At 58.4% G+C, this 24,644-nt stretch carries 20 protein-coding genes; 6 read left to right on the top strand and 14 right to left on the bottom strand.

The window, feature by feature from the left end:
* Positions 1-110 precede the first annotated feature (110 nt).
* The 3 genes from AAG821_RS04925 to AAG821_RS04935 form a co-directional block, all read right to left on the bottom strand.
* A complete protein-coding gene (locus tag AAG821_RS04925) occupies positions 111-1,661 on the bottom strand; it encodes a hypothetical protein (protein WP_341914044.1) in 1,551 nt (516 codons plus the stop codon).
* A complete protein-coding gene (locus AAG821_RS04930) occupies positions 1,661-3,067 on the bottom strand; it encodes a toll/interleukin-1 receptor domain-containing protein (protein WP_341914042.1) in 1,407 nt (468 codons plus the stop codon). The genes AAG821_RS04925 and AAG821_RS04930 overlap by 1 nt, the downstream gene beginning before the upstream one ends.
* 273 nt (positions 3,068-3,340) lie before the next feature.
* Entirely contained in the window at positions 3,341-4,156 is an 816-nt protein-coding gene (locus AAG821_RS04935; protein ID WP_341914040.1) for an HAD domain-containing protein, read from the bottom strand.
* Positions 4,157-4,610: 454 nt separating this feature from the next.
* On the opposite strand from AAG821_RS04935, the gene AAG821_RS04940 reads away from it, so the two are divergent.
* From AAG821_RS04940 to AAG821_RS04960, 5 genes are all read left to right on the top strand, one after another.
* Complete coding sequence (locus AAG821_RS04940) at positions 4,611-5,321, top strand: TnsA endonuclease N-terminal domain-containing protein (RefSeq protein WP_341914038.1); 711 nt, start codon at positions 4,611-4,613, stop codon at positions 5,319-5,321.
* A gap of 8 nt (positions 5,322-5,329) precedes the next feature.
* The gene (locus AAG821_RS04945) at positions 5,330-7,285 is read left to right on the top strand and encodes a DDE-type integrase/transposase/recombinase (RefSeq protein WP_341914036.1); all 1,956 of its coding nucleotides are present in this window, start codon (positions 5,330-5,332) and stop codon (positions 7,283-7,285) included.
* A complete protein-coding gene (locus tag AAG821_RS04950) occupies positions 7,286-8,311 on the top strand; it encodes a TniB family NTP-binding protein (protein WP_341914034.1) in 1,026 nt (341 codons plus the stop codon).
* Positions 8,308-9,846, top strand: a complete 1,539-nt coding sequence (locus AAG821_RS04955; protein WP_341914032.1) for a TniQ family protein — start codon at positions 8,308-8,310, stop codon at positions 9,844-9,846. Before AAG821_RS04950 ends, AAG821_RS04955 begins: the two co-directional genes overlap by 4 nt.
* A gap of 98 nt (positions 9,847-9,944) precedes the next feature.
* On the top strand, positions 9,945-10,427 hold the full coding sequence (locus AAG821_RS04960) for a hypothetical protein (protein ID WP_341914030.1): 483 nt from the start codon (positions 9,945-9,947) through the stop codon (positions 10,425-10,427).
* A gap of 64 nt (positions 10,428-10,491) precedes the next feature.
* Here the strand turns inward: AAG821_RS04960 and ytfE are convergent, their stop codons facing one another.
* The 11 genes from ytfE to AAG821_RS05015 are packed head-to-tail and all read right to left on the bottom strand — an operon-like array spanning position 10,492 to position 23,602.
* Positions 10,492-11,139 (bottom strand): iron-sulfur cluster repair protein YtfE, encoded by a 648-nt coding sequence (gene ytfE / locus AAG821_RS04965; protein ID WP_341914028.1) that lies wholly within the window; start codon positions 11,137-11,139, stop codon positions 10,492-10,494.
* A gap of 28 nt (positions 11,140-11,167) precedes the next feature.
* A complete protein-coding gene (locus AAG821_RS04970) occupies positions 11,168-11,521 on the bottom strand; it encodes a carboxymuconolactone decarboxylase family protein (protein ID WP_341914026.1) in 354 nt (117 codons plus the stop codon).
* Between the two features lie 16 nt (positions 11,522-11,537).
* Entirely contained in the window at positions 11,538-12,749 is a 1,212-nt protein-coding gene (locus tag AAG821_RS04975; RefSeq protein ID WP_341916221.1) for an NnrS family protein, read from the bottom strand.
* Positions 12,746-13,474 (bottom strand): carbonic anhydrase, encoded by a 729-nt coding sequence (locus tag AAG821_RS04980; RefSeq protein ID WP_341911363.1) that lies wholly within the window; start codon positions 13,472-13,474, stop codon positions 12,746-12,748. The genes AAG821_RS04975 and AAG821_RS04980 overlap by 4 nt, the downstream gene beginning before the upstream one ends.
* Before the next feature lie 7 nt (positions 13,475-13,481).
* The gene (locus AAG821_RS04985) at positions 13,482-14,240 is read right to left on the bottom strand and encodes a peptidylprolyl isomerase (RefSeq protein ID WP_341911365.1); all 759 of its coding nucleotides are present in this window, start codon (positions 14,238-14,240) and stop codon (positions 13,482-13,484) included.
* Positions 14,241-14,250: 10 nt separating this feature from the next.
* On the bottom strand, positions 14,251-14,949 hold the full coding sequence (narI, locus tag AAG821_RS04990; protein ID WP_341894863.1) for a respiratory nitrate reductase subunit gamma: 699 nt from the start codon (positions 14,947-14,949) through the stop codon (positions 14,251-14,253).
* Positions 14,950-14,965: 16 nt separating this feature from the next.
* The gene (gene narJ, locus AAG821_RS04995) at positions 14,966-15,658 is read right to left on the bottom strand and encodes a nitrate reductase molybdenum cofactor assembly chaperone (protein ID WP_341916223.1); all 693 of its coding nucleotides are present in this window, start codon (positions 15,656-15,658) and stop codon (positions 14,966-14,968) included.
* On the bottom strand, positions 15,658-17,166 hold the full coding sequence (gene narH, locus AAG821_RS05000; RefSeq protein ID WP_341894861.1) for a nitrate reductase subunit beta: 1,509 nt from the start codon (positions 17,164-17,166) through the stop codon (positions 15,658-15,660). Before narH ends, narJ begins: the two co-directional genes overlap by 1 nt.
* Before the next feature lie 27 nt (positions 17,167-17,193).
* Positions 17,194-20,925 carry a nitrate reductase subunit alpha gene (locus tag AAG821_RS05005; RefSeq protein WP_341911369.1) on the bottom strand — a complete coding sequence of 1,244 codons (3,732 nt, stop codon included), beginning with the start codon at positions 20,923-20,925 and terminating at the stop codon, positions 17,194-17,196.
* A gap of 22 nt (positions 20,926-20,947) precedes the next feature.
* Complete coding sequence (locus AAG821_RS05010) at positions 20,948-22,303, bottom strand: nitrate/nitrite transporter (protein WP_341911371.1); 1,356 nt, start codon at positions 22,301-22,303, stop codon at positions 20,948-20,950.
* A gap of 15 nt (positions 22,304-22,318) precedes the next feature.
* The gene (locus AAG821_RS05015) at positions 22,319-23,602 is read right to left on the bottom strand and encodes a nitrate/nitrite transporter (protein ID WP_341911373.1); all 1,284 of its coding nucleotides are present in this window, start codon (positions 23,600-23,602) and stop codon (positions 22,319-22,321) included.
* Positions 23,603-23,896: 294 nt separating this feature from the next.
* On the opposite strand from AAG821_RS05015, the gene AAG821_RS05020 reads away from it, so the two are divergent.
* Positions 23,897-24,643 carry a cyclic nucleotide-binding domain-containing protein gene (locus AAG821_RS05020; protein WP_341911375.1) on the top strand — a complete coding sequence of 249 codons (747 nt, stop codon included), beginning with the start codon at positions 23,897-23,899 and terminating at the stop codon, positions 24,641-24,643.
* Position 24,644 lies beyond the last annotated feature (1 nt).

Here is a 24,644-nt window from a genome sequence, read left to right on the forward strand (position 1 = left end):
TTGCAAGAATCGAATTTCTGAGTCGCCTCAACGACTTAATTTGTTTGCGTAATCAAACTGCCTGGGCGGATCGTCCAGCTACCCATGACATCTCCGGCGTCCTGATTACATCAGATGTAAAACTTGAACGGCTGCTTCCCCGCCGATTTTGCCGATCCCATTGTCAGAATATCGCCAACCATGTTGGCAAACCGTACCGTCACAGGCATGCCATCATTGAAGTTGCATGAGTTATAATTGATTTTTGTCAGACCGAGTATGTCCTCCAGCACTTTGTCGATGCTGGGTAACCGGCCCTCCTTGCTTCGCAGAATTGTGACCGAAAGCGGATTGGGGGTTTCCGGGCCGATATAAGTATCAAGCTGCGGAATATAACCGGTCGACCAGAGCAGGGCGTTCCTCTCATCTAGAACTAGCGCCGTTCCCCTCAGCACAGGATAGTCGCCATCTCGAAATAGCTTACTCTCCCCCTTAGTCGTCGTAATACGAACGCCGACGATATTCGTCTCCTTGGGGACTGCGCTTTCAAAGGCAAACCATTCCTCATCGTTGAACTTGGTTCGACCATGAATGAATAACTCATTCGGCGCGCCATGAGCCTCCGAATAGGTATCCAACACCATCTTAATCAGGTTGGCAGCCTCTTTCCGCGTGAGATGGTGTTCATAATCGCTAGTCTTCCAAGGCCCATTAGCACCGCGGAAAACGACACCGTCCCCCTCGCGAAGAAACATCTGAGCGGCACAACAAGCGTGCTTGTTTTTATCGTTTGGCAAATCCTTGAATACCAAACCGATATAGCAAACTCCCTCACGGATATTGGCCAACCGCCAGGGCGGCGAGGACTGTGTCTTATAGTAAAGACCCGTCGCAAGATTCCAGGCAGTCGTCGCCTGATCCTGCGTTCGACGAATCGGGTAGCCCTTGGCGTTCAGAAACTTTTCCGGCGCCAATGTCGTTTCGCGTAGGAGCTGGGTAGGAGCGATTCCCAAGAAGCTAGCCTTGATATGCCGGTGAAAATCGGGGACGTCATCGAATACATCCTCGGCAGAGTCATCAATAACGCCGGCCAGCAGCGGCATGTCCACGCGCGCCTTCTGTTTCTTCTTGAAGTCACCCGGCACCAATGAGAGACCAGCCCGCTTCGACTGCGGCCGGCACCGCTCAAATATAATTTCTGGGATTACCAGGAGCCAGACATCAACGACGCGCTCGTCGTTCGCCAAATGAGAATTTGCTTTGTTCGCATACAGCCCCGCCGTTTTACTGACGGCTTCATGATGATTGATTATCAGGGTCGATTTCTCGATCGCATCTTCTGGTATCGTATGAACCACAAGCGCATCGTCGCTGAACGTTATCGAGAGCGCTTCCTCTAGGCCCGGGAAAGTCGCGAGATGAAGGCGGTCTTCTTTGTCACGAATCCCTCGTGGCGGGATCGAAATAATTCCCCGTATCTTCTTCGACCATTCACGAAAATGCTCGATGCCCTTCGTTGTTCCTATGACGCCAAGGCGAATCTCCTTCGATCGCTTTGGACGCTTATGCGGCCCATAAAGATGCAAACCGTCCTTGGGGTGTGTCGTTTCTTGCCTAAAACCGAACTCCAAGTCTGGTTCCGGAATATGCAATACCCGTAGCGACTTTTCGGGATATTCCATCACTCTTCGTCCTCTTCTGGATCTGGACGACCGAGGGTCGACTCATCAACCTCCTCTGCATCATCCTCCTGCTCATTTGGCAGGAACGTGCTGACTGGAGATGTAAACAAAATCGGCGACGCTTCCAGTTTGATGAAGGCGTCTCCGCCGACTGGTATCCTGATGTATGACGATTCACCTGACATCAGTTCCAGGAATGCCTGAAGCCGGCCGTGCCATTGCTTATTCCGCCATCCCTTGCAGACTGACCGTCGTAGTCGATGCTGCTTCTTGGCGTCATCCAGAATCTCGCCCATCTTGTCATCAATGTATGGAGCGAACAGGACGCGCGATTTCAGTTTGAAATGCGGAAATGGCCAAAAATTCGGTAATGCCGTTACGCCATACTGCCACACATGGCCGCGAGCAACATTTCGCAACATAGAGCGCCGCCGTTCTCCTTGGCGCCCCCACGAAATCTGCTGACCAATGCCTGCTTGATCCTCGCCGACATGGAATCCAACACTCCCAGAGTATTCGTACCGCACGAGGCCTTTTTCCTCACACATCATAATCCATGCCTTACGAAGCATGGACACCAGCTTGTTAGAGGCATCCTGAGGTCGAATCCTGAGCGCCTCATTTCCATGCTCGCGGAATTGATCGAGGCCAATGCTGGTCGCTAACCTGAACTTGACGAGGTCCGTAAATGCTCGATTGACCTCTTCCAGGGAGGTTAACGCAAAGAAACCATGTCCCCAGGGCTCGCTCGGGAACGACAACCGCCCACAGTGGGAATAGAGAAGGTCACGATCGATTGAGCCAATCGGCTCGAAATAGCTGATTACGTCCGGCGCTTCCGCCACTCGAAGCCAGTTCGACGTCAGTCGCTCCGGCTCGTCCACTAACTTCAACGACAGTCGCTTCCGATACAGCTCCCAATTCGGATTAATCTGGACCTCGTCCGGATTGGGTTTAATCCCGTGTCGCTTCAAGGTCTCGAGCAACCTATCAAGGCCATCTGCCCAACTCTTATCGAACGGTATGTAGTTCAGCTTTGAGATGCCGAAGAACTTTTTATATGGCTTTAGCTTAAGCGGGATAATGAACCGCTCTTCCTTTATGTCCTTGGAAACCTGAATGCCAATGTCGATTTCTTCAATAACCCCGTCACGTGCCAGCGTCTCATCACTGCAACACAGGAGCATCCTGATCGCCTTGTCCTGCAACGTGCTGGTGACGACCTTCCGCCAGACGTCACCACCCGTCAGATCGAGGCAGTCAGCGAATACCTTATAGCCAGCTGCCTCTAACCTAGGGGCAAGCCACAGAGCGAAGTCATCGTCACCTGGCGTCGCCTTGCTGATGAATAATATGTCCCGCGGTTCTGGCACGACGGGTACAGAAGTGAGTGCTTCAGTCGTCATACTGGCTTACGACGCTCGATCTAGAGTTGGCTCTATGAGATCGAAACAGCAGCCCAGACTTCCCTTTGACCAGTGGTCGTGCCACCAGCCACGCCATCAATAATGGCAAATCCAGAGATACGATTGCTTCGATTCGTTACAGCTATTCTGCCATATCTGATGCTTGCGTTCTCTGTCGACGCAGCCTGGCGTAAGAAACGAATACCCTATTATTCATCCGTTATCGGATAGACGTCGGCGCTTGATAAGGCGGTCACCGATAAGGCCCAATATTCAATCCCACAGTTTCTGGGCCCGCACTGGGAAAAGCTCCACGAGGGTTTCAATTGCTGCGTCCCTAAAGGTCAGATCAAATCCCACTAAACTGCGGTTGGCGGCTCTCAGAAGGCTTGGATCGGTGATCGTATTGCCCAATCGATACCAGAGGCTGTCCGCCACCACGAAACCGCCAGAGCAAACGCGCTCAACTGAAAATAATGGGGTCATGTGGCCCTGTCCCTGCCGGGTGACAAATATGATCGGCCGCCGACGTCCCCTGACATCGGCCAAGGCCCAGTCGACGATACTTTCATCACTTCCCAAAATTGCCGCTGCCTGACTGTAAATGCCGAGTGTCATCCCATCATGGGCACTGAAAGTCGGGCGACGAAGGTTGTCTGGATCTCTCTTGTTGAGTACCGAATCCCGGCCATGCAGGTTGGGGTCGTTATCCAATGCGATCCATTCGATAGCGCCGCTGGCTTCCTGCAGCCACAAATCAATCTCCTGGGCCCGGTTCGCCCCATGCCAACGGGGCGTCATTGGCCGCTCATCGAACATTTCCGCATCCAGACCATTTTCAGCCATGACGCGCTCGAGAACAGACTGATCGAGGTTTGCCCAGCTGCTGGACCAGACGAGCCTGGCGCCCGTCTTCTCAACAAGCCTGCAAATCATTGCAACTGCGACTGGGTCGAATGCCCGCCGACGGGGGCCGCCCTCGCTCGAATGCGAGGTAGCCGTTAGCTCGAAGCCGCCATTATCTGACAACGCATACGCCCGAAGAGGCAGCAACACGCCATCGACATCAATGAATATAACCTTGGTCAATCCGCGATCCTCGACGCGACGGCCGCCAGACCTTCCAGCGGCTCGCAAATGTGAACGTCGTTGACTCTTTTAGGAATCTAATTCATTATCAGCGCATGGCTATCGTGAATTCATACCATGTTGAACAGGCTCAAAGTGTTGGCCTGTGTGGTTTATTGAGCAGCCTCATACCTCTCTCTCGTTCGTAAACTTTAGCCGGGTCGTTCCGGCGGGTTAACTGATCTGCGACATCCAGTGTCGCCGAGGGAGAGAAGTCATGTCTTCACATTCCGGTATCGGCGTTTCGCCCACTCTGCGCCCTCAACTGAGGGCATCTCGAATCCGAATTTCGCGCCGCGCCCAACGATTCAGGCGACGCGTCTGACCGGGCTTCGGCTCCGCGCCTGCCAATACATCCAACGCCCGCTTGAGCGCTCGAAAGTAGCGATCGGCGGCTAAGATCACTGAGGACGCCATGTCAAATGGACGCAGCCGCAAGCAAGGCTTGCGCGGACGGAATCTCGCGCCAATTTTTATCGGTAATTCCACTACGACCCTGCCGATCAGTCGCAAGGTCGTGACGTACCGGACAAAGCGTGTCGTCGGCTATTTCCAGAGTGGAAAAATGCAGTGCGCTCTTCCCTGGGAGTCTCAAATCGAGCGCGATTACTTTTACTGCCTGGAGTTCGACCCCTACGTCGCAACGTTCATCGCTCAGCCCACCTGCTTCAATCTTCTCGTCGATGGGCAGCCAAGAAAGCATTTTCCGGATCTCCTGGTGCAGTATGTAGACGGCTCCAGGGCCTTCCATGAAGTCAAACCAGACCGGGATGCCTTAGCGCAGGAAAAGCAGCCACTGTACGAAGCCGCCAGGCGACACTGCGCAATAATTGAAACTTCCTACCATGTTATCGCTGAAAGCCATATCCGACAGCAACCCCGATTACGAAACTGTCAGACGCTACTGCACTATCGTCGGCGCCTAGTTTCTCTAGATGATGAGCTGGCTATCGTATCCGCTCTCTTCGCAGGACCGGTTGCCTTCGAGACGCTGCGGCACGTGCTAGATGAAAAGCCCGATGTCGACGCAGTAATCCTCTGCTTGGCTGCGACCGGAAAAATCTGCTTTCCGCTCGACACCGAACTGACAGGCCAAACCGCTTTTCACCTTGCTCGCAATCAATAGGTGACGCCATGTACCGCATCCCTGCAGGCCAATCCGTCTATGTCGATGGCATCCATTATCGCATGCATGTCATTACGACCGAGGGCGGGTATGTCCTTGAGAACCAGGTCACACGAGCCCCAATCATTCTGAGTAATGACGATTTCTCTGCGCGGCTGGCGGATGGCACTGTAACTCTCGACTCGCCGCCACAGAAAGATACCGGGTTCGACCCGGTGCAAGCTGACTTCTTCTATCTATCTAAACCACTCAAGGCGGAGACAACCAAGCGGCACCAATATGTCGAGGCAATGCGCGGACTGTCCGTGCCGAGAACGGCCGCCCGCCTAAAAATTGCGCTTTCCCAAATTGCGGCAAAGCTGGGCGACCCTCAGCCTCCGAGTGCTCGGACCGTCATTCGCTGGATGTCGAGGTGGGAGCAGGCTGGCGCGCGAGACATTCGGGTCCTCGTGCCTAATGTACATCGGCGAGGCAATCGCCGGCGGCGCGTGGACAGCGACGTTCTCGACCTAATCGAAATCGTCATTGAAGAGCATTACTGCCGCCCCGAGGACACGACCGCGATCTCGGTCCATGAGCTGGTGTGCGGTAAGTTAAAGGCCCATAACGACACCCACCAGCCGGCCGAACATCTTCCATACCCCAGCCTGGCGACGATCCGTCGCGCAATCGCTGATAGGATGCCCTATGAGGTTATGGTCGCCCGCAAAGGGAAACTCGCCGCAAACATGAAGTTTATCCCTGTGCAGCCAGCTCCCAAGGCAACCAAGCCTTTGGAAGTGATCGAAATCGACCACACCATTCTGGACATCATGCTTGTCGATGAGGAAACACGCCAAGTTATCGGCAGGCCGACAATGACTGCCGCTATCGACAAATACTCGCGGATGATTGTCGGTTTCTATGTTGGTTTTGAGCCGCCAGGCACTCATACCGTGATGCTTTGCCTAAAGCATGCCATCCTGAACAAGCAATACGTCCAGGACCGCTACCCCGACATTAAGAATAAATGGCCATGTCAGGGAGTGCCGACATCAATCATGGTCGATAACGGACTGGAATTTCATAGTGAAGGCTTCCGCGAGGCCTGTGCGCAACTCGGCATCAATCTCAGTCACGCCCCAGGGCGATCACCCTGGTATAAGAGCGCAATCGAGCGGTTCTTCGGGGTACACAATACCAGCCTGCTCCATCAAATCCCCGGCACGACGTTCAGCGGACCTAAGCAGCGGGGCGACTATAAGTCTGAAAAGGCAGCCTGCCTGTCGCTTTTGGATCTGCAGCACATCATCCATATCTGGCTAATCGACCATTACTCGCAAAGAATCCCAAGACTTCGAGGCAAGTCTCCAATCGAAGTGTGGACTCACGGCGTTGCCATGCACGGCATCACGCCGCTTCGTTCCGCGAATGATCTGAATAGCCTGGTCGGTGGTTTTGCACGGCGCCGCATCACTCGCAAGGGGATTAGTCTCTTCGACCTATATTACTGCTCGGATGCTGTATTTGACCTGCTGAATCGACCGCACGCTCCGAAGCTAGTCGAGATCCGATATAATCATGACGATCTCAGCTACATTCTCGTGCAGGATCCGCTCACCAAGCAGTTCATCAAACTGCCCTCAACCGAGCCAGAGTACACGACCGGCCTGTCGCTCGCACTGCACAAGCTTTCCAAGCGCGAAGCCGGAAAACGCACTGCTGGCAGCATGACTGTTGCCGATCTCGGCGTCGCACGTCAGCACATCAAGGCGGAAATTGATAAGTCTCTGACCAGAACCGCTTCTCTACGTCGCAAAACCGCTGTCCAGATTAAACGTCTGCAAAGCTCGGATGCCGACTCCTCTTCCACTGAAATTCTACGTGCTCCGATAATCCCACCAGCTCCATCCAATGATCAGGCGCAATCTGCCGAACAACAACGGCCCAGCCGAAGCTGGGTTTCAATCGAGACGGAGGAGTAAATGACTCAGATTGATGGCAGCGAAGACAAGCAGCAGGAAGCTCGTCTTTGGGCGTTCAGAAAGGTATTTGTAAAGGATCCGACACTCCAGGAAATCCTCCGCGGAATTAAAACGCTGCATCAATCTGGGTGCGGCACGACTCACGCTCAATGCATGGGCCTGTTTGGCCCGTCTGGGTCCGGAAAGACACGCTTAGTTCGATATTACGAGCGCACCTTCATGAAATCACTGCGTAAGACGACCTACTGTGAGGGTGATATCGAGATTGAAATCAAACCGCTCCTATTCGTCGAATGCCCAGCACGCGCCACAGTCAAAGGTGTGGCCGAAACCCTTCTTACGGTTCTAGGTGACCCTCGGCCGTCGCGGGGCAGCCAGCAGGAAATGACTCAGCGGATCCTGCATTTGTTGCGTGTTCGCCGCACGAGTCTGATTGTGATGGATGAATTCCAGCATTTAGTCGCTCGCAGCAGTAACGCCGTCGCTGCCTATGAGACAGCGGACTGGATCAAAAGTCTACTGAACGAGAATATCTGTCCAATTGTACTGGTAGGGACGGACCCTGCGGCCGAAATCCTCAAGGTCAACGAACAGTTACAACGGCGTAATTTCGCCAGCTTCAGAATTATGGCCTATAGCGTATCTACTGAAGCCGAAATGAAGGTGTTCCAGAATATGCTTTCTGGATTGGAGAAGGCATTAGGGCTTCCGCTTCCGTCGTGCCTCGCTGATGAAGACCTTGCCCGTCGGCTCCACATTGCTTCCGACGGCTTAATCGGCCGTGTTACCGGTCTTTTAGATAGGGCACTTCTCTTGGCAATTGAACGTCAGGAGAATTCAATTTCTCGCCAGATCCTCCGAGATGTATTTTCTCGCACGGAAGGCATCCTGCCAATTCAGCCCAACCCGTTTTCACCTAAAGCTCTCCTAGCTGGAAATCCCGTCAAGCCGGAGGACAATTCTCGACGGCTGCGCGCACGTGGGGGACGAGATGGTGGATCTCTGGGCGGAAAATTATCAGCATGACGAAAAGATTATTTTTTAAAGCCGACCCGATGCGCGGCGAAAGCATCTATGGGTACCTTTCGCGTCTCGCGCCAATCCTCGGATACGATTCTTATAAATGGATCTTCGATGCATTTCCCGGCCTGTTTAAGTCCCGGACATTCCGTTGTCTTTCAACAGCGCCAAATCTGGCCCCTGTCGCAGATGCGCTCGGTCAATCGGTGGAGCACCTGGATGCAATGAGATTCCCGCGCCGCGACGGTAGATTATTCTGTCGAGGACAGGAGATCCGCCGAATTTATGTCAATTTTGATTCACTGTACTTCTGCCCGTTGTGCACGAGTGAACGCGGGACACATATGCTGGTATGGCAGTTCAATTTTCTCGTAGCATGCCCGATTCACCATGTAAAAATGCTCTCTAGATGTGCTGAATGCGATGCCTCCCTCGACATGCCTTCGGTAAAGCGTGGACGTTGCGACCAGTGCTTTAAGGGCATTGGCGCCACTCATTCATCCAATGCGACACTCGCTGAAGCTGTGACCTCACTGCTATCGTTGATTGGTGGTCTCACCGGGAGCGATGAGCCTGGTGAACTTCCTCCCGTGCTGGAGGACGCCGATTTTTCACTTGCTCTCGAACTTGTTTTCGCCGTTGGCCGCATAAAGGGCGATGTAAATCGTACTGGCATCGCCACAATGCGCAATGGCATGGAACTACGATTGAGCCAGGGATACGAGATGTTTAAGTCCTGGGAGAGCTCATCGCAGTGGCTACTAGCCCGTGCCGCCCGCCCATACAAAGGCACGATCACAGTCTCCCCATACAGGCGCCTGTTTTGCCGAGGGACAAACGAAAAGATTCGGAAAAGAGCGGAAGATGAGATTTCAAAATTTCTCTATCAGCAAGGTGAGACAGCCAAAGAAGAGATACGTAACGGTGAGCTTGTAAGAATTGACGATGCAGCAGAACGAGTTGGTATGACAAAAGTCAGCCTAAAGAAGATTGGAGAGCGTCGCCCCTACGCCACCACTCGATCAAAATGGCGAAAAGCAACCTATCTTCGCAACAAAGAGGTTCACTGGATTCAAAGCTGTGTCGACGAATGCATTTCTAGCAAGGACGCTTGCCGCTCTCTTGGCGTCTCGGATCGACACCAAGTGCAAGCGCTCTATGATAATTATATCTTCCCTCATGCTGACCCTTCGATGGTACTCGATCGCAGATCGCGTTGTTTTCGCCGGGAGTCAATTGACGAATTTTGCCAAAAAGTCGGGAGGCTGCCCGTACTTGGCGTCGATCCAGTCTCTGAAATGCCTTGGCGGGCCGCCAAAGCGACATTCATGTCCCACCACAATACCTCTGCGGACTTCTATCGGGCGGTCGTAACTGATCGACTGGTACCCGTTAGCAGGCAAACCGGCAGAAGCGGGTTTCCAAGTCTTATATTTCTGCGAAGAGAAGTTCTCTCGATTGCTAGGATGTGGTCCACGTTTTCCACTGGCGCGACACCTGTGCCCTCTGCTTTTGGCCAGCATAGACCGAGCCGACAGTGATACTCGGGCGGAAAATGAACGCACACTTAGCAGATAGACCATCGATTTCGAAGCTTCCACGAAGCTTCTTTAGAATCCTCTATTTACCAGGAAGAGTGATGAGCGAAAACTTTCGTGACGCGCGACGCCAGCTGGAGTGCCTATTGGGCGCCGGGACAATTGGAGATATCTCTCTTCCCTACGGCTGGATCGGCCTCTTCGAGGCGTTTGCAATCTACATGAAGGCATTGTCGCAGGAGGTCAGATCAGGAGTATCTATTCAGCAGATCAAGGAAAAGTACGGCACACTCCGTATTTACTGCTATGCCCCGGATGAAGTCTTTGATCTGGTTGGCGCTGCCGAGCTCGCGAGTAATGCAGTTTGCGGGATTTGTGGGCATGCTGGCTGCATGCGTGAGTCTGGCTGGATCGGAGTCCGTTGCGACATCCACGCACAGGATCAACCAGGCCGGTCGCGACGCGTCGCAGCCTCTACGAGACAAACCGAGTTGGCGGTGCAGATGTTGCGAGATGTATGGGGACAGGAGCTAGGCAGGGAGGGTTTGGAAGCCATCGCGCGCATTCACATTGTTCCCATCTGATAACGCCCCATTATGGCAAGGGCTAGGAACAATCCAGCATTGTAGCTGGGGGCGCCTTATAGTTTCAGAGCCAGCGCGGAAACAGGATGTTGTTCTCCAGGTGGATGTGCTCCATCACATCATCTACCAGTTTACGCGTACCGGCATAGAGCGCGCGCCATGTCGGACAGGCATCACCGGGTGCCGCGCCACCATTGGTCAATGCTTCGATCGAATGCAGCCGTGCGCCATGCTCTTCATGTTCGCTGCGCATGACCGTGATCGGATATTCGATCATCGGGTGGCCGCCACGCAGCATCATCGGGAACAGCATGACCTCTTCCTTCTGCATATGGTCGTCCAGTTCCCGCAGCGTTTCCTCCAGAAGATCCGCCAGGCCAGCAGGAACATCCTGATGACCGCGATGTACTGCCTCGACGCGTCGCGCCAGCCGGATCAACTCGGGCAATTCGGCCCGATGCACCACGTGGTAGCGGGTTAGGATATGCTCAATCAGGTCCGCGGTCTCCTGCGGCACGGTCAATGCCCCAGGAGTTAGTGCCTGCAATTCGCCGTCAAGCTGCTCCAGCTCCAAGCCACGTTTGCTGGCAGCGTCTTTAAGGCTGGTTCCGCCGCCACAACAGAAATCCAGTTTATGGGCCCGAAAGACCGCTGTGGCGCCGGGGAGGCTGACGGCAATGTCGGCAAGGGTCCGGTCTTCATAGCTGATCATGATGCACACTCTTTTTTCCTTACGACATTCACTTCCGCTTCCGCACCGGTCCTTTCTCCAGGGCGGTATCGATCCAGGCCATGGCGCGTACCGCAGCTGGCAATCCGAGTGTGGTGACGGCGAGAACTGCAACGTGATGCATCTCGGCCAGGCTCACATTGTCTGCCTTGGCGCGCCGCGCATGCGATGATGTGGCGCCCTGTGCCTGGGCACCAATCGCGAGCGCCAGCTTCACCAGCCGCCGCGCGCGGGCATCGAGCGGCCCGGCCTCAGCAGCAGCTTCGCCGAGCATCTCATACGCCTTCCACACCGCCTTTTGGCGCGTGGCGAAGTTCCGTGCCGCCGGCGGCAGCTCTGCATGTTTTGCTTTTTGTTTTGTCATGTCGTTTGTCTCCGTATCAGCCCGGCCGACCATCAAGCCTGGGCGCAAAGAGGATGCGGGCATAGCCCAGGGTGAAAGCAGCGAATCCCCCGGCCCAGGCCAGACCGCTGATGGCGAGCAAGGGCTGGGTGAAATCGGCACCGGCGATACTCGCGGCAACAACGCGCAACAGCGCGCCGGCAGCCACCAGCAGATAGGCGATAGCGGCCAGGCCAGGCGCCACCAGCCGCCGGCCGGTATGCCCCAGGGACGCTCGCGTCATGACCGCAAGGATCATCAGGCCAACGCCACCGCTGCCCAGCGCGTGAATGCCGGCGCCGAGGGGCACCAGGCCGGCCGCGCCCGCAGCTTCCAGCACGAAACCGACCGGCAGGAAGGCATACCCAAGATGAAGCGACCAGATGATCGGGATGCGAAGGATCTTCCGGCGCCACCAATGCTGCAGGCGCAGGCCATGCAGGACGGCGGCCAGCAGGCAGGCCAGCACCTGCAGTGCCACCGGCAACGCCGCCAGCCTGGCGATCAGGGCGGCAACCAGCGCGATATTCGCCGCCAGGCCGAGACGGGGCGCCGGCACAATCGACACGGTATGCCCCGCCTGCAGCAGGCCACCAATGGTGAAGGCCGGGATGATGCGACCGCCGATAATTCCGATTGCCAGCAGGAAAAGACCCAAAGCTCCATGCAGACAAAGCAACGCGGTATCATACCAGCCGTAATGCAACGACAGATGCCACAGCAGATTGATACTGGCGAGAACCGACAGAATCACCACGAAGATGCCATTGCGCCAGGCATTGCGTTTGAGGATTCCGGGCGCGATCAGCCCGATCAGCAACAGCCAGAAGCCGACATCCGCCACGGCATAAGCCGTTGCCAACGGCGACAGCGACAAAATCTGCGCCGCCAGCCAAAACGCCACCAACAGGGCGAGGCGGGCCCCACGCACCGGCCCGGCCTCGGTCCAGTTCGGCACGGCGGTAAGCAGAAACCCGGCCAGGGCGGCGGTGGCAAAGCCGAATAGCATGGCGTGGCCGTGCCAGAGGATGGGGTGATCGCCCAGCGGCAGATTCCAACCGATCACCCAGCCCGCGATCCAGAGCAGAATGAACAGGCTGGCCTGCAATCCGGCCAGCAGAAAGAACGGGCGGAAACCGCTTTGCAACAGAACCGGCCATCGGATCACGATGGTGCTGCTGTGCGGATCGGAGGTTTGAAGGTGAATCATTGGGCGACGAGCTCCATAAGGCCTTCACAGCAGCCACAGGCCGGTGCCGGAAGTTCACCAGCGGGCACCGCGCTGAATCTGCCGGAAGTGCCATCCATGGCCTGCAGCTGGCCGTGCTGCAGGTCGAAATGCCAGCCATGCAGGGCTAGCCGGCCCGCCCGGATGCGGTCAGCGATCCAGGGAAAACTCTGCAGGTTGCGCACCGACAGGCCAACCGCGGATTTTTCCAGCCAGCGCAGCCGCTCGGCTTCGTCGGCTTCGCTGGCAAGATTCTCCATCGTATCGACGAGATCGCCAGCGACCGCCACCCAGTCGGGCAGGAATTCGAAACCGTCCTTGCCCGCGCGGCGCTCAGCCAGAAAGCGGATACCGCCGCAGTGGGAATGGCCGAGCACGATGATATGGTCCACCTCCAGGGCGCGAATGCCGAATTCTATGGCCGCGCTGGTGCCTTTCGGAACGCCGGTTGGCCGTTCGTAGGCCGGCACCAGGGCGGCGACATTCCGGATTACGAACAAGTCACCCGGCTGCGCCTCGGTCAGCAGCGCCGGATCGGAGCGTGAATCCGAGCAGGCGATCACCAGGATGCGCGGTGACTGCCCCTCGCTAACCAGGCGCTCGTAGAGCTGGCTATTGCCTTCGAAGAAGCAGTCGTGAAAATGCTCGAACCCGCGCAACAGGCGGCGCAGGGCCAATGTGCCGGAACTGTGTTCGCGAGCCGGCATGGCAACCTCACTGCACCAGCGGCGATTCGGCTCCCGCCAGCGCCACGCCACTGATCTCGGCCTCGGCCACAAGCATGGCGATATACTGGCGCACAGCCGTGCGGAAAACCGACTCACAGAGATAATCCGACACGCGTTGCTGCACGCTGTCATATGGCAGATCGCGCCCCGGCTCGCGCTGGATCAGTTGCAGCACATGGAAGCCGTAGCGGGTCGGTACCGGCGCCGGCGACAGCTGCCCGACCTGGAGTTCGTCGAGGAAAGTCTCGAATTCCGGTACGGTGGTATCGCTGGCGAACTGGCCCAGATGACCGCCATTATCCTTCGAGGAGCAGGCCGAATATTCCTTGGCAAGCTGTCCAAACAGCTCGGGATCGGCTTTCAGCAACGCGATCAGCTTCTCTGCCTGCAGTCGGGCAGTTTCGCGTTCCTCCTCGTCTTCTGGCATCGCCGGAATCAGGATATGCCGCGCTTCGTAGAGCGTCGGACTACGGAATTGGCTGCGGTTGGCCTCATAGTAACGCCGGCAGGATTCCTCATCCGGCGCCGGCAGCGATACTTCCGCTGCGATCACCTGGTCGATGGCACCCTCGTCTTCGCGATCGTAGCCGAGGGCCTCGGCCCGCTGCAGCAATAGTTCGCGAACCGCCAAGGCTTCGGCGGCCTTTCGCCCGGCCTCTTCGGCGGATGCAGCCGGATGATATTGCATTTCCGCCAGCACTGCAGCCTCGTCGATAGCCGTATCATTCACACGGATCACTTCCATGTCAGTCTCCTTACAAGGTCGGGCGGGCCGGCGAGCGCCGGCGCACCACCTGATAGCTGCGGAAAACATAGCCAAGCGGCGCGCTCCAGATATGCACCAGGCGGCTGAACGGGAAGAGCACGAAGATGGTGATGCCTAGCACGATATGCAGCTTGAATGGCCAGTCGACGGCCGATACCAGCTCGGCGGCGCCGCCGCGGAAGGTGACGATCCGCTGCGCCCATTCCGACAGGGCCAACATCGTGCCGCCATCGCTGTGCTGGACCGAGAACGGCAACGTTACCAGACCAAGCACCAGTTGCAGCCACAGCACCAGCAGGATGGCGATATCCATCGGCGAACTGGTGGCGCGGATGCGCGCATCGGTCAGCCGGCGATGCAGCAGTAGGGTCAGTCCGATGAAGCAGATCGTACCGGCCGTGCCGCCGGACACCACCGCCACCATCTGCTTGGCTCCGGCGGTGATGAAATGCTCATACAGCCAATGCGGCGTCAGCAGGCCGACGAAATGGCCAAACAGCAGGAACAGGATCCCGATATGGAACAGGTTCGAGCCCCAGCGCAGCTGGCTGGTACGCAGCATCTGGCTCGAGCCGCTGCGCCAGGTGTACTGGCCGCGTTCGAAGCGGACCAGGCTGCCGACCAGGAAGACGCTCAGTCCGATATAGGGGTAGATGCCAAAAAAGAAGTGTTCGACATACTGCATCATGATCACGGTCCTCCGATCAGCGCGGGGATGGGGTGTTGATAGCCTGCACCCAGGCCGAGGCCTTGCCGCAGCCGCCACCGGAGGTGCGGTGCGGGTCGTTTTCCGGACCGAAGGTGACTGCGGCTTCGTCCCAGGCCCGGTCCAGGGCCTCGAAACTGTCGTCGTCTTCCTCTGGCGGACGAACTGGCGCGGCCACCGCCGCCGCATCGGCCAGGGCAAGCAGCGCGGCAGGCACCGCAGCATAGACAGACTGGCGCTTGTCAAGCCGGTCACGCAGCAAGGCGAAGATCGGCGCGGCATCGCGCAGGATGCCACGCGCCTCCTGCGGGTCGATCTGGCTGAGGAATTCCAGCAGCAGCGGCAGATAGTCCGGCAGTTCGCTCGAATCCAGCGCAAAGCCATGCCTGTGGTAAAGCTCCATCAGCGCCACCATCGCCGAACCGCGATCGCGCGAGTCGCCATGGACATGCTCATAGAGATGCAGCGCCACCGAACGGCCGCGATCGAACAGGCTGGTATAGCGTTCCTGCAGTTCGATCAGGTCGCTGTCGCCGAGATCGGCCGCCATCTTGTCGAGTGCGGCAGCGGTTTTCTGGCTGGGCTTGAGATCGCTGGCGATCATCGCGCGGATTTCCGGCAGCGCCGACTGCAGATCGGCGGTCGGATAGTCGAGCAGAGCCGACAGGGCTTTCAGGATTCTCATGGTCATCACTCCCCGACCGCGCGCTGGCCGGCCGCAAACAGATTGGCCGGTTCCTTGCCACCGGAGCAGCCGGCGCCGAAGGAGAAGCCGCAACTGCCGCGCAGGTCGAAGGCATTTTCGGCATATTCGCGATGGGTTGACGGGATCACGTAGCGATCCTCGTAATTGGCGATCGCCATAGTCTTGTACATATCCTCGACCTGGGCGAGCGTGAGCCCGACCTGTTCAAGAACCGCGAGATTCTCCTTCGCATCGACATGGCGGCTGCGCATGAACACCCGCATCGCCATCATGCGCTCCAGCGCCTCGACCACCGGCTCTTCCTTGCCGGCGGTGAGCAGGTTGGCGAGATACTTCACCGGGATGCGCAGGGAACTCACATCGGGGATCTGGTCGGACATCGCAATCTTGCCGGCATCGGCAGCCGCCTGGATCGGCGACAGCGGCGGGACGTACCAGACCATCGGCAGGGTGCGGTATTCCGGATGCAGCGGGAAGGCGATCTTCCAGTCGATTGCCATCTTGTAGGTCGGCGAGTGACGTGCCGATTCCAGCCAGTTTTCCGGCACGCCGTCGCGCCGGGCCTGTTCGATCACCGCCGGATCGTTGGGATCGAGGAAGATATCGAGCTGCCGCTGATACAGATCCTGCTCGTTCTCGGCGCTGGCGGCTTCCTCGATGCGGTCGGCATCGTAGAGCAGCACGCCGAGATAGCGGATGCGGCCGACACAAGTTTCCGAGCAGACCGTCGGTTCTCCTGCCTCGATGCGGGGGAAGCAGAAGGTGCATTTCTCGGCTTTGCCGGACTGCCAGTTGTAATAGATTTTCTTGTAGGGGCAGGCGCTGACGCACATGCGCCAGCCGCGGCACTTGTCCTGGTCGATCAGGACGATGCCGTCTTCCTCACGCTTGTAGATCGAGCCCGACGGACAGGCGGCGACGCAGGCTGGATTGAGGCAATGCTCGCACAGGCGCGGCAGGTAGAACATGAAGGTCTTTTCGAACTGGCCGTAGATTTCCTTCTGCAGCCCGTCGAAATTCTTGTCCTTCGAGCGCTTGGCGAATTCGGTGCCGAGGATTTCCTCCCAGTTCGGACCCCACTCGATCTTTTCCATGCGCTTGCCGGTGATCAACGACACCGGCCGCGCCACCGGGGTTGCCTGCGATTCCGGCGCTGTCTGCAGGTGCTCGTAATCGAAGGTGAAGGGCTCGTAGTAATCGTCGATTTGCGGCAGATGCGGATTGGCAAAAATCTTCGACAGGATGCGCCAGCGACCACCGATGCGCGGCTCGATCTTGCCGCTGCGGGTGCGGCGCCAACCGCCCTGCCACTTCTCCTGGTTTTCCCATTCCTTCGGATAGCCAATGCCGGGCTTGGTCTCGACATTGTTGAACCAGGCGTATTCGACGCCCTGGCGCGAGGTCCAGACATTCTTGCAGGTCACCGAGCAGGTATGGCAACCGATGCATTTGTCCAGATTGAGGACCATGGCGATTTGAGCACGGACTTTCATGGGGCAATCTCCTTGGTCTGTGCTGGCTTATTCGGCGGCCGCGGTGCTGACCCGCGGACCGTCCAGCCAATCGATATTGGTCATCTTGCGCACCACCACGAATTCATCGCGGTTGGTGCCGATCGTGCCGTAGTAGTTGAAGCCGTAGCTCAGCTGGGCATAGCCGCCGATCATATGCGTCGGCTTTACCGTGGTACGCGTGACCGAGTTGTGGATACCGCCGCGCGCGCCGGTGATCTCGCTGCCCGGCACATTCACGATCTTTTCCTGCGCGTGATACATCAGCAGCATGCCTTCGTTGACACGCTGGCTGACCACGGCGCGGGCGACGAGTGCGCCATTGGCGTTGAACACCTCGACCCAGTCGTTATCCTCGACGCCGACCTTGGCGGCATCCACTTCACTGAGCCAGACGATCGGCCCGCCACGCGACAGCGTGAGCATAAGCAGATTGTCGGTATAGGTGCTGTGGATGCCCCATTTCTGGTGAGGCGTAATGAAGTTGAGCAGGATTTCCGGATGGCCGTTGCTGCGCTTGCCATGCACGGCAGCGACGCTGCGGGTATCGATCGGCGGCCGATAGGTGCACAGGCCCTCGCCGAAGGCGAGCATCCAGGGATGATCCTGGTAGAGCTGCTGACGACCGGTCAGCGTGCGCCAGGGGATCAGTTCATGCACGTTGGTATAGCAAGCATTGTAGCTGACATGCTCGGATTCCAGCCCGCTCCAGGTCGGTGACGAGATGATCTTGCGCGGCTGCGCCTGCAGGTCGCGGAAGCGCAGCTTGTCGTCCTCGCGCGGACGCGCCAGATGCGTATGGTCGCGGCCGGTCGCCTTCGACAGCGCCGCCCAGGACTTCACCGCCACCTCGCCGTTGGTCTCCGGCGCCAGCGACAGGATTACTTCCGCCGCCTCGATGTCGGTTTCGATCCGCGGCATGCCCTGGCTGACGCCCGGCTCGGTGACCTTGCCGTTCAGCTTTCCGAGGAATTCGACCTCATGCTGGGTATTCCAGCTGATGCCCTTGCCGCCATTGCCGATCTTGCTCAGCAGCGGACCCAGCGCGGTGAACTTCTTGTAGGTATTCGGATAGTCGCGTTCGATCACGGTGATCTGCGGCATGGTCTTGCCGGGGATCGGCTCGATCTCGCCCTTGCGCCAGTCCTTCGGTTCGAAGGCCTGTCCCAGCTCTCCCGGGGTGTCGTGCATCAGCGGCGTCATCACCACATCCTTCTCGACGCCGAGATGGCCTTCGCAGACCGACGAGAATTTCTTGGCAAGGCCCTTGAAGATTTCCCAGTCGCTGCGCGCTTCCCAGGCCGGATCCACCGCCGCCGACAGCGGATGGATGAAGGGATGCATGTCGGAGGTGTTCATGTCGTGCTTCTCGTACCAAGTGGCCGTCGGCAGCACGATGTCAGAATACACGCAGGTGGTGGACATGCGGAAGTCGAGTGTCACCAGCAGGTCGAGCTTGCCTTCCGCGCTTTCGCGCCACACCACCTCTTCGGGCTTGCGTCCGCCTTCCTGGCCCAGGTCCTTGCCCTGCACGCCATGCTGGGTGCCGAGCAGGTATTTGAGGAAGTATTCGTGGCCCTTGCCGCTGGAGCCAAGAATGTTGGAGCGCCAGACGAACATGTTGCGCGGGAAGTTCACCGGATTATCCGGATCCTCGCAGGACATGCGGATGTCGCTGCTTTTCAGCTTGTCGACCAGATAGGGCGCCGGCTCCTGTCCGACGGCGGCAGCATCCCTCGCGATCTGCAGCGGATTACGGTCCACCTGTGGAGCCGAAGGCAACCAGCCCATCCGTTCCGCCCGCACATTGAAGTCGATCAGCGAGCCGGTCAGCTTCTTCGGCGCCACCGGCGAGAGAATCTCTTCTACCGCCAGCTTTTCATATCGCCACTGCCCGGTATGGGCATAGAAGAAGGATGTCGAGTTCTGCTGGCGCGGCGGACGGTGCCAGTCCAGCGCAAAGGCCAGCGGCAGCCAGCCGCATTGCGGCCGCAGTTTTTCCTGCCCGACATAATGCGACCAGCCACCGCCCGACTGACCGATGCAGCCGCACATCGCCAGCAGGTTGATGATGCCGCGGTAGTTCATGTCGGCGTGATACCAGTGGTTGATCGCCGCACCGAGGATGACCATGGATTTGCCCTTGGTCTTGTCGGCATTGTCGGCAAAGGCACGGGCGACCGCGATCACCTGTTCGCGCGGCACGCCGGTGATGCTCTCCTGCCAGGCCGGAGTGTAAGGCTGGTTATCGTCGAAGCTCTTCGCCGTGTTCGGGTCGTCGAAACCGCGATCGACGCCGTAATTAGCCATGAACAGGTCGTAGACCGCGGTGACCAGCACCGCGCCGTTCTTGGTTTCGATGCGCTTGACCGGGACTTTCCGTTCAATCACATCCGTCTGGGCATTGTTCGGGAAATGCTCGTTCACGATGCCGCCGAAATACGGGAAGGCGACCGGCTTCAGCTCGTCCTCGATGCCCTTGAGGCCCAGACGCAGTTTGGTCCCGCTGCCCGCAGTGTCTTTCTCCTCCAGGTTCCACTTGCCCTGCTCGCCCCAACGGAAACCGATCGAGCCCAGCGGCGTGACCAGCTTGCCACTGGTCTCGTCGAAGGCGAGTGTCTTCCAGTCGGGGTTGTTGGCTTCGCCCAGATTGTCGGCGAAATCGGAGGCGCGCAGGAAACGGTCGGGCACGAGGCGCCCGTCGCGTTCCACCAGCATGACCAGGTTGGGCATGTCGGTATAGCGACGGCAGTAATCCTCGAAATAGCTGCTGCGGGTTTTGACGTGGTATTCGCTCAGAACGACATGGCCCATGGCCATGGCGAGCGCCGCATCGGTGCCCTGCTTGGGATGCAGCCACAGATCCGCGAATTTGGACGCTTCAGAATAATCCGGCGTCACCACCGCGACCTTGGTCCCCTTGTAGCGCACCTCGGTCATGAAATGGGCATCGGGCGTTCGCGTCTGTGGCACATTCGAGCCCCAGAGCATCAGGAAGGTCGAATTGTACCAGTCGGCCGATTCCGGCACGTCGGTCTGCTCGCCCCAGGTCTGCGGCGAGCTCGGCGGCAGATCGCAGTACCAGTCGTAGAAGCTCATGCAGACGCCGCCGATCAGCGACAGGTAACGGCTGCCGGCAGCATAGGACACCATCGACATCGCGGGGATCGGCGAGAAACCGATCACGCGATCCGGCCCGAACGCCTTGATCGTGTAGGCATTGGCAGCGGCGATGATCTCGTTCGCCTCGTCCCAGTTCGCGCGCACGAAACCGCCCAGGCCGCGCGCAGACTTGTATTCCTTCGCCTTGGCCTTGTCCTCGACGATGGACTGCCAGGCGGCGACCGGATCGCGATGGGTTTTCCGCGCCGCGCGCCACAACCGGATCAGCCGGCCACGGATCATCGGATACTTCACCCGATTGGCGCTGTAGAGATACCAGGAGTAGCTGGCGCCGCGCGAACAACCGCGCGGTTCATGGTTCGGCAGGTCGGGCCGCGTGCGCGGATAATCGGTCTGCTGGGTTTCCCAGGTGACGATGCCGCCCTTGACATAGATCTTCCACGAACACGACCCGGTGCAGTTCACGCCATGCGTGGAGCGCACGATGCGGTCATGCGCCCAGCGGTCGCGATAGGCATTCTCCCAGGCGCGATCCTCGGTGGTGACGATGCCGTGTCCATTGGAGAAGCTGCCGACTTGCTTGCGAAAATAGGTTAGGCGATCGAGAAAACGACTCATGGCTGGTCACTCCGTTTCGAATTCAGCACGGATTCGGGGCGCCCTTGCGGGCGTAGTACCACCAGTTGATGGCGACATTGACCGCGTAATAGAAAGCGGCCCAGTAGAAGAAGGCGTTCGGTGAACCGAACAGGGTGATCGAGTAACCGAGCATCAGGCCGGCAGCGAACGGACCATAGGCCGCCATCGCGCTGGTCCAGCCGATCACGCCAGCAGCCTGACGCGGCTCGAACAGCATGGGCATCTGCTTGAAGGTCGAGGCATTGCCGATACCGGAGAAGAAAAACAGACCGAGCATGAAGGCGAGAAAATACGGGAAATCGGCCATCGAGGTCGGCGCAGTATAGAAAGACACGCCGATGGCACAGGCGATCAGGCCGATACCTGACCACTGCGTGACCACGGCGCCGCCGAAGCGGTCCGACAGCGGACCCGCGATCACACGCATGACCGAACCGATCAGCGGCCCGATGAAGGCATAGGCCAGCGGATCGGGCGCATTCGGGAAGCCGCCGAAAGTCTGGCGGATCAGCAGCGGGAAGGTCGCCGAAAAGCCCGAGAACGAACCGAAGGTCATGATGTACAGCAGCGTCATGAAGAAGCCGTGCTTCAGCTTGAAGATATCGAGCTGATCGCGAAAGTTGGCACGCACCGGCACGCTGCGCAGCATGAACCAGGCCAGGATGCCGAACAGGGCAATGAAGGGCACATAGAGCAGCGCGGCATTCTGCAGCCATATCTGGCTCTGCACGCCCGCGCGGGTGAAGGGCAGCGGCTCGCCAGCCAGGGTGCCGAACAGCGCCAGGCCGATGATCCAGGGCGTGACGAACTGCACGATGCTGACACCGAAATTGCCGATGCCGGCCTGGATCGCCAATGCCGTGCCCAGCTGGCGCTTGGGAAAGAACAGGCTGGTACTCGGCATGAAGGAGGAGAAATTGGCACCGCCGAGGCCGGCGAGGAAAGCCAGCACCATCAGCACCCAGTAGGGCGTGGTGGGATCCTGTACCGCATAGAACCAGCCTACGGCCGGGATCAGCAGGCTGAGCGTCGAGATCGCCACCACGTTGCGGGTGCCGTAAAGCGGCACCAGGAAAGTGTGGATGATGCGCAGCGAGCCGCCAGCCAGTCCGGGCATGGCCGCCAGCCAGAACAGCTCGCCGGCATTGAGCTTGAACCCGGCGCCAGGCAAGCGCACCACCAGGGCGCTGACCATGAACCAGACGATGAAGGCCATGGTCAGGTTGGCCGTCGTGATGATCAGTGTGCGCCAGGCGATCGCCTTGCCGGTGCTCTCCCAGAACTCGGGATTCTCCGGCTCCCAGCGACTCAGCCAATGACCCTTACGTGGCACCGCGGTTTCGTTTGTGACAGTCATGATGATGGCTTCCTTCTACCGGGCGCTGCCCGAAATCCGCGCCGGGATGCCGCCCTCGGCCAGTTCCGGCAGATCCTGCGGTCCGCGCAGACCCGGATGCTTGCGACGCTCCATGCGTTGAATGGTGAAATGCATCCAGGTCAGCGCCGTGGCGACCAGGGCGAACAGCAGCATGAAGCAGCTGGTCCATACGCCAATGATGTCGTTCAGCGCCCCGAACGTGATCGGCAGCACAAAGCCGCCGAGGCCGCCGATCAGGCCAACCACACCGCCTACCGCACCGACATGGTTGGGGTAATAGACCGGGATATGCTTGTAGACGGCGGCTTTGCCGAGCGACATGAAGAAGCCAAGCACGAAGGTGATGACGGTGAACGGCAGGAAGCCGATGGCCAGCGTGAAGCTGATCGGGCCTTTGATGCCATGCACGACATAATCGGTGGCCGGGTATGACAGGACGAACGTGCAGATCACCGAGACGATGAAGGTCCAGTACATGACCCGGCGGGCGCCGTATTTATCCGACAGAACACCGCCATAAGCGCGGAACAGACTGGCCGGGATCGAATAGGCGGCACCCAGCATACCGGCGGTTTTGATGTCGAGGCCGTAGACGCCCATGTAGTAGCGCGGCAGCCAAAGGGCGAGCGCCACGAAGGCGCCGAAAACGAAGAAGTAATAGAGCGAGAAGCGCCAGACCTGCAGGTTCTTCAGCGGTGCCAGCTGCCGCAGCAGCGGCTCCGGCTTGGCGCCGGTGCGCTTGCGCTCGGCCTGGGCCGGATCGTCCTTGGTCAGCAGCAAGAACAGGACGGCCATCACCAGCAGGCCGATGGCCCAGACCTTGGCAACCATCTCCCAACCGAAGGCGACCATGACGAAGGGAGCAATGAACTTGGTGACTGCGGCACCGACATTGCCCATGCCGAATATACCCAGGGCAGTGCCCTGCTTGTGCTTAGGATACCATTTCGAAACATAGGCGACGCCGACCGCGAAAGAGCCGCCGGCGATGCCGACGCCCAGCGCCGCTAGCAGAAATGTTTCATAGGAATAGGCTGAGGTGAGCAGCCAGGTCGCGATCGCCGCTGCGACCATGACCACGGTGTAAACCAGGCGGCCGCCATACTGGTCGGTCCAGATGCCAAGCATGAGGCGGCTGAGCGATCCGGTCAGGATCGGCGTGCCGATCAGCAAGCCGAACTGGGTTTCATTAAGCCCGAGATCCGCTTTGATCTGGATGCCGATGATGGAAAAGATCGTCCACACCGCAAAGCAGACGGTGAATGCAACCGTACTCATGACCAGAGCCGTGGTCTGGCCTGCGGGGTTTGTGTCGGGGTCTGAACGCGCAATCATCTGTCATGCTCCTGCAGCCGTATCGAGTGACAACGAGCTGTGTGGACTGACGATGGAAAGCTTCGCGAGAAAACGGATTGTCCTAGATCAAGCCGCTATCCGTCGGCCGCTTTTTGCAGTGCAATTTCTTGATAATTGTCAAAATCTCTTCGCAGCTGCGCGGATCAACGGGCTTGATGTCGGTCAATGCCGCCGCACCGGGGAGGGTTATCTTGTGATTGGCAGGAGGACAACGGCATGCGCCCTGATGATCAGGAACTCTTCGAGAAAACAGATATTTACCGGAAATTAGGCGGCGTGGTCGCGGAGCGCTTGGTGCGTGGCTGCCCGGTCCGGGAATTCCCCAAGAATGCCATTCTCACCCGCCAGGGCGAGGAATCCGAATGCGTCCATCTGATCCTCAGCGGACGTGTCTCCCTGACCGCAGAATGCTGCGATGGCGAAACGACCGTCGTGACCACCTTTGGAAGCGGAGAAATCTTCGTCAGCGCGGCCACCATCCTGCAACTGCCCTATCTGGTGACTGCCAAAACCAAGACTCTGTCGCGCATCGTTCTGATTCCAAGCACTCGTTTCCGACAGGCCCTAGAAACGGAGCATGGCCTTGCGATGATGATGGTGGAGATTCTAGCCCGGCACTGGCGCTTGCTGGTCGAGCATCTGCGCGAAGTCAAACTGCATACGGCGGTCGAACGCCTTGCCAGCTATCTGGTGCGCCACTGCACCACCAATGCAGGACCGGCCAGTTTCCAGTTGCTCGATGACCGGAAAACCATTGCTGGAGAGCTTGGGATGAGTTCCGAATGCCTGTCCCGAACCTTCCAACAACTGCGAAGCTGTGGTGTCCGGGCCAGCGGAAACCACATTGAAGTCAGCGATATAGAACGCCTGCAGGCTCTTTATCGCCCCGTGACCGCTGCCCTGTCGGGCAATCGGCCAGACGCAAGCGAGCCTTCCGAGCTGCAGGACTTCGCGGCGCGCTGAT

It is taken from the genome of Ferrovibrio terrae (assembly GCF_943372915.1).
GTDB lineage: Bacteria > Pseudomonadota > Alphaproteobacteria > Ferrovibrionales > Ferrovibrionaceae > Ferrovibrio > Ferrovibrio terrae_A.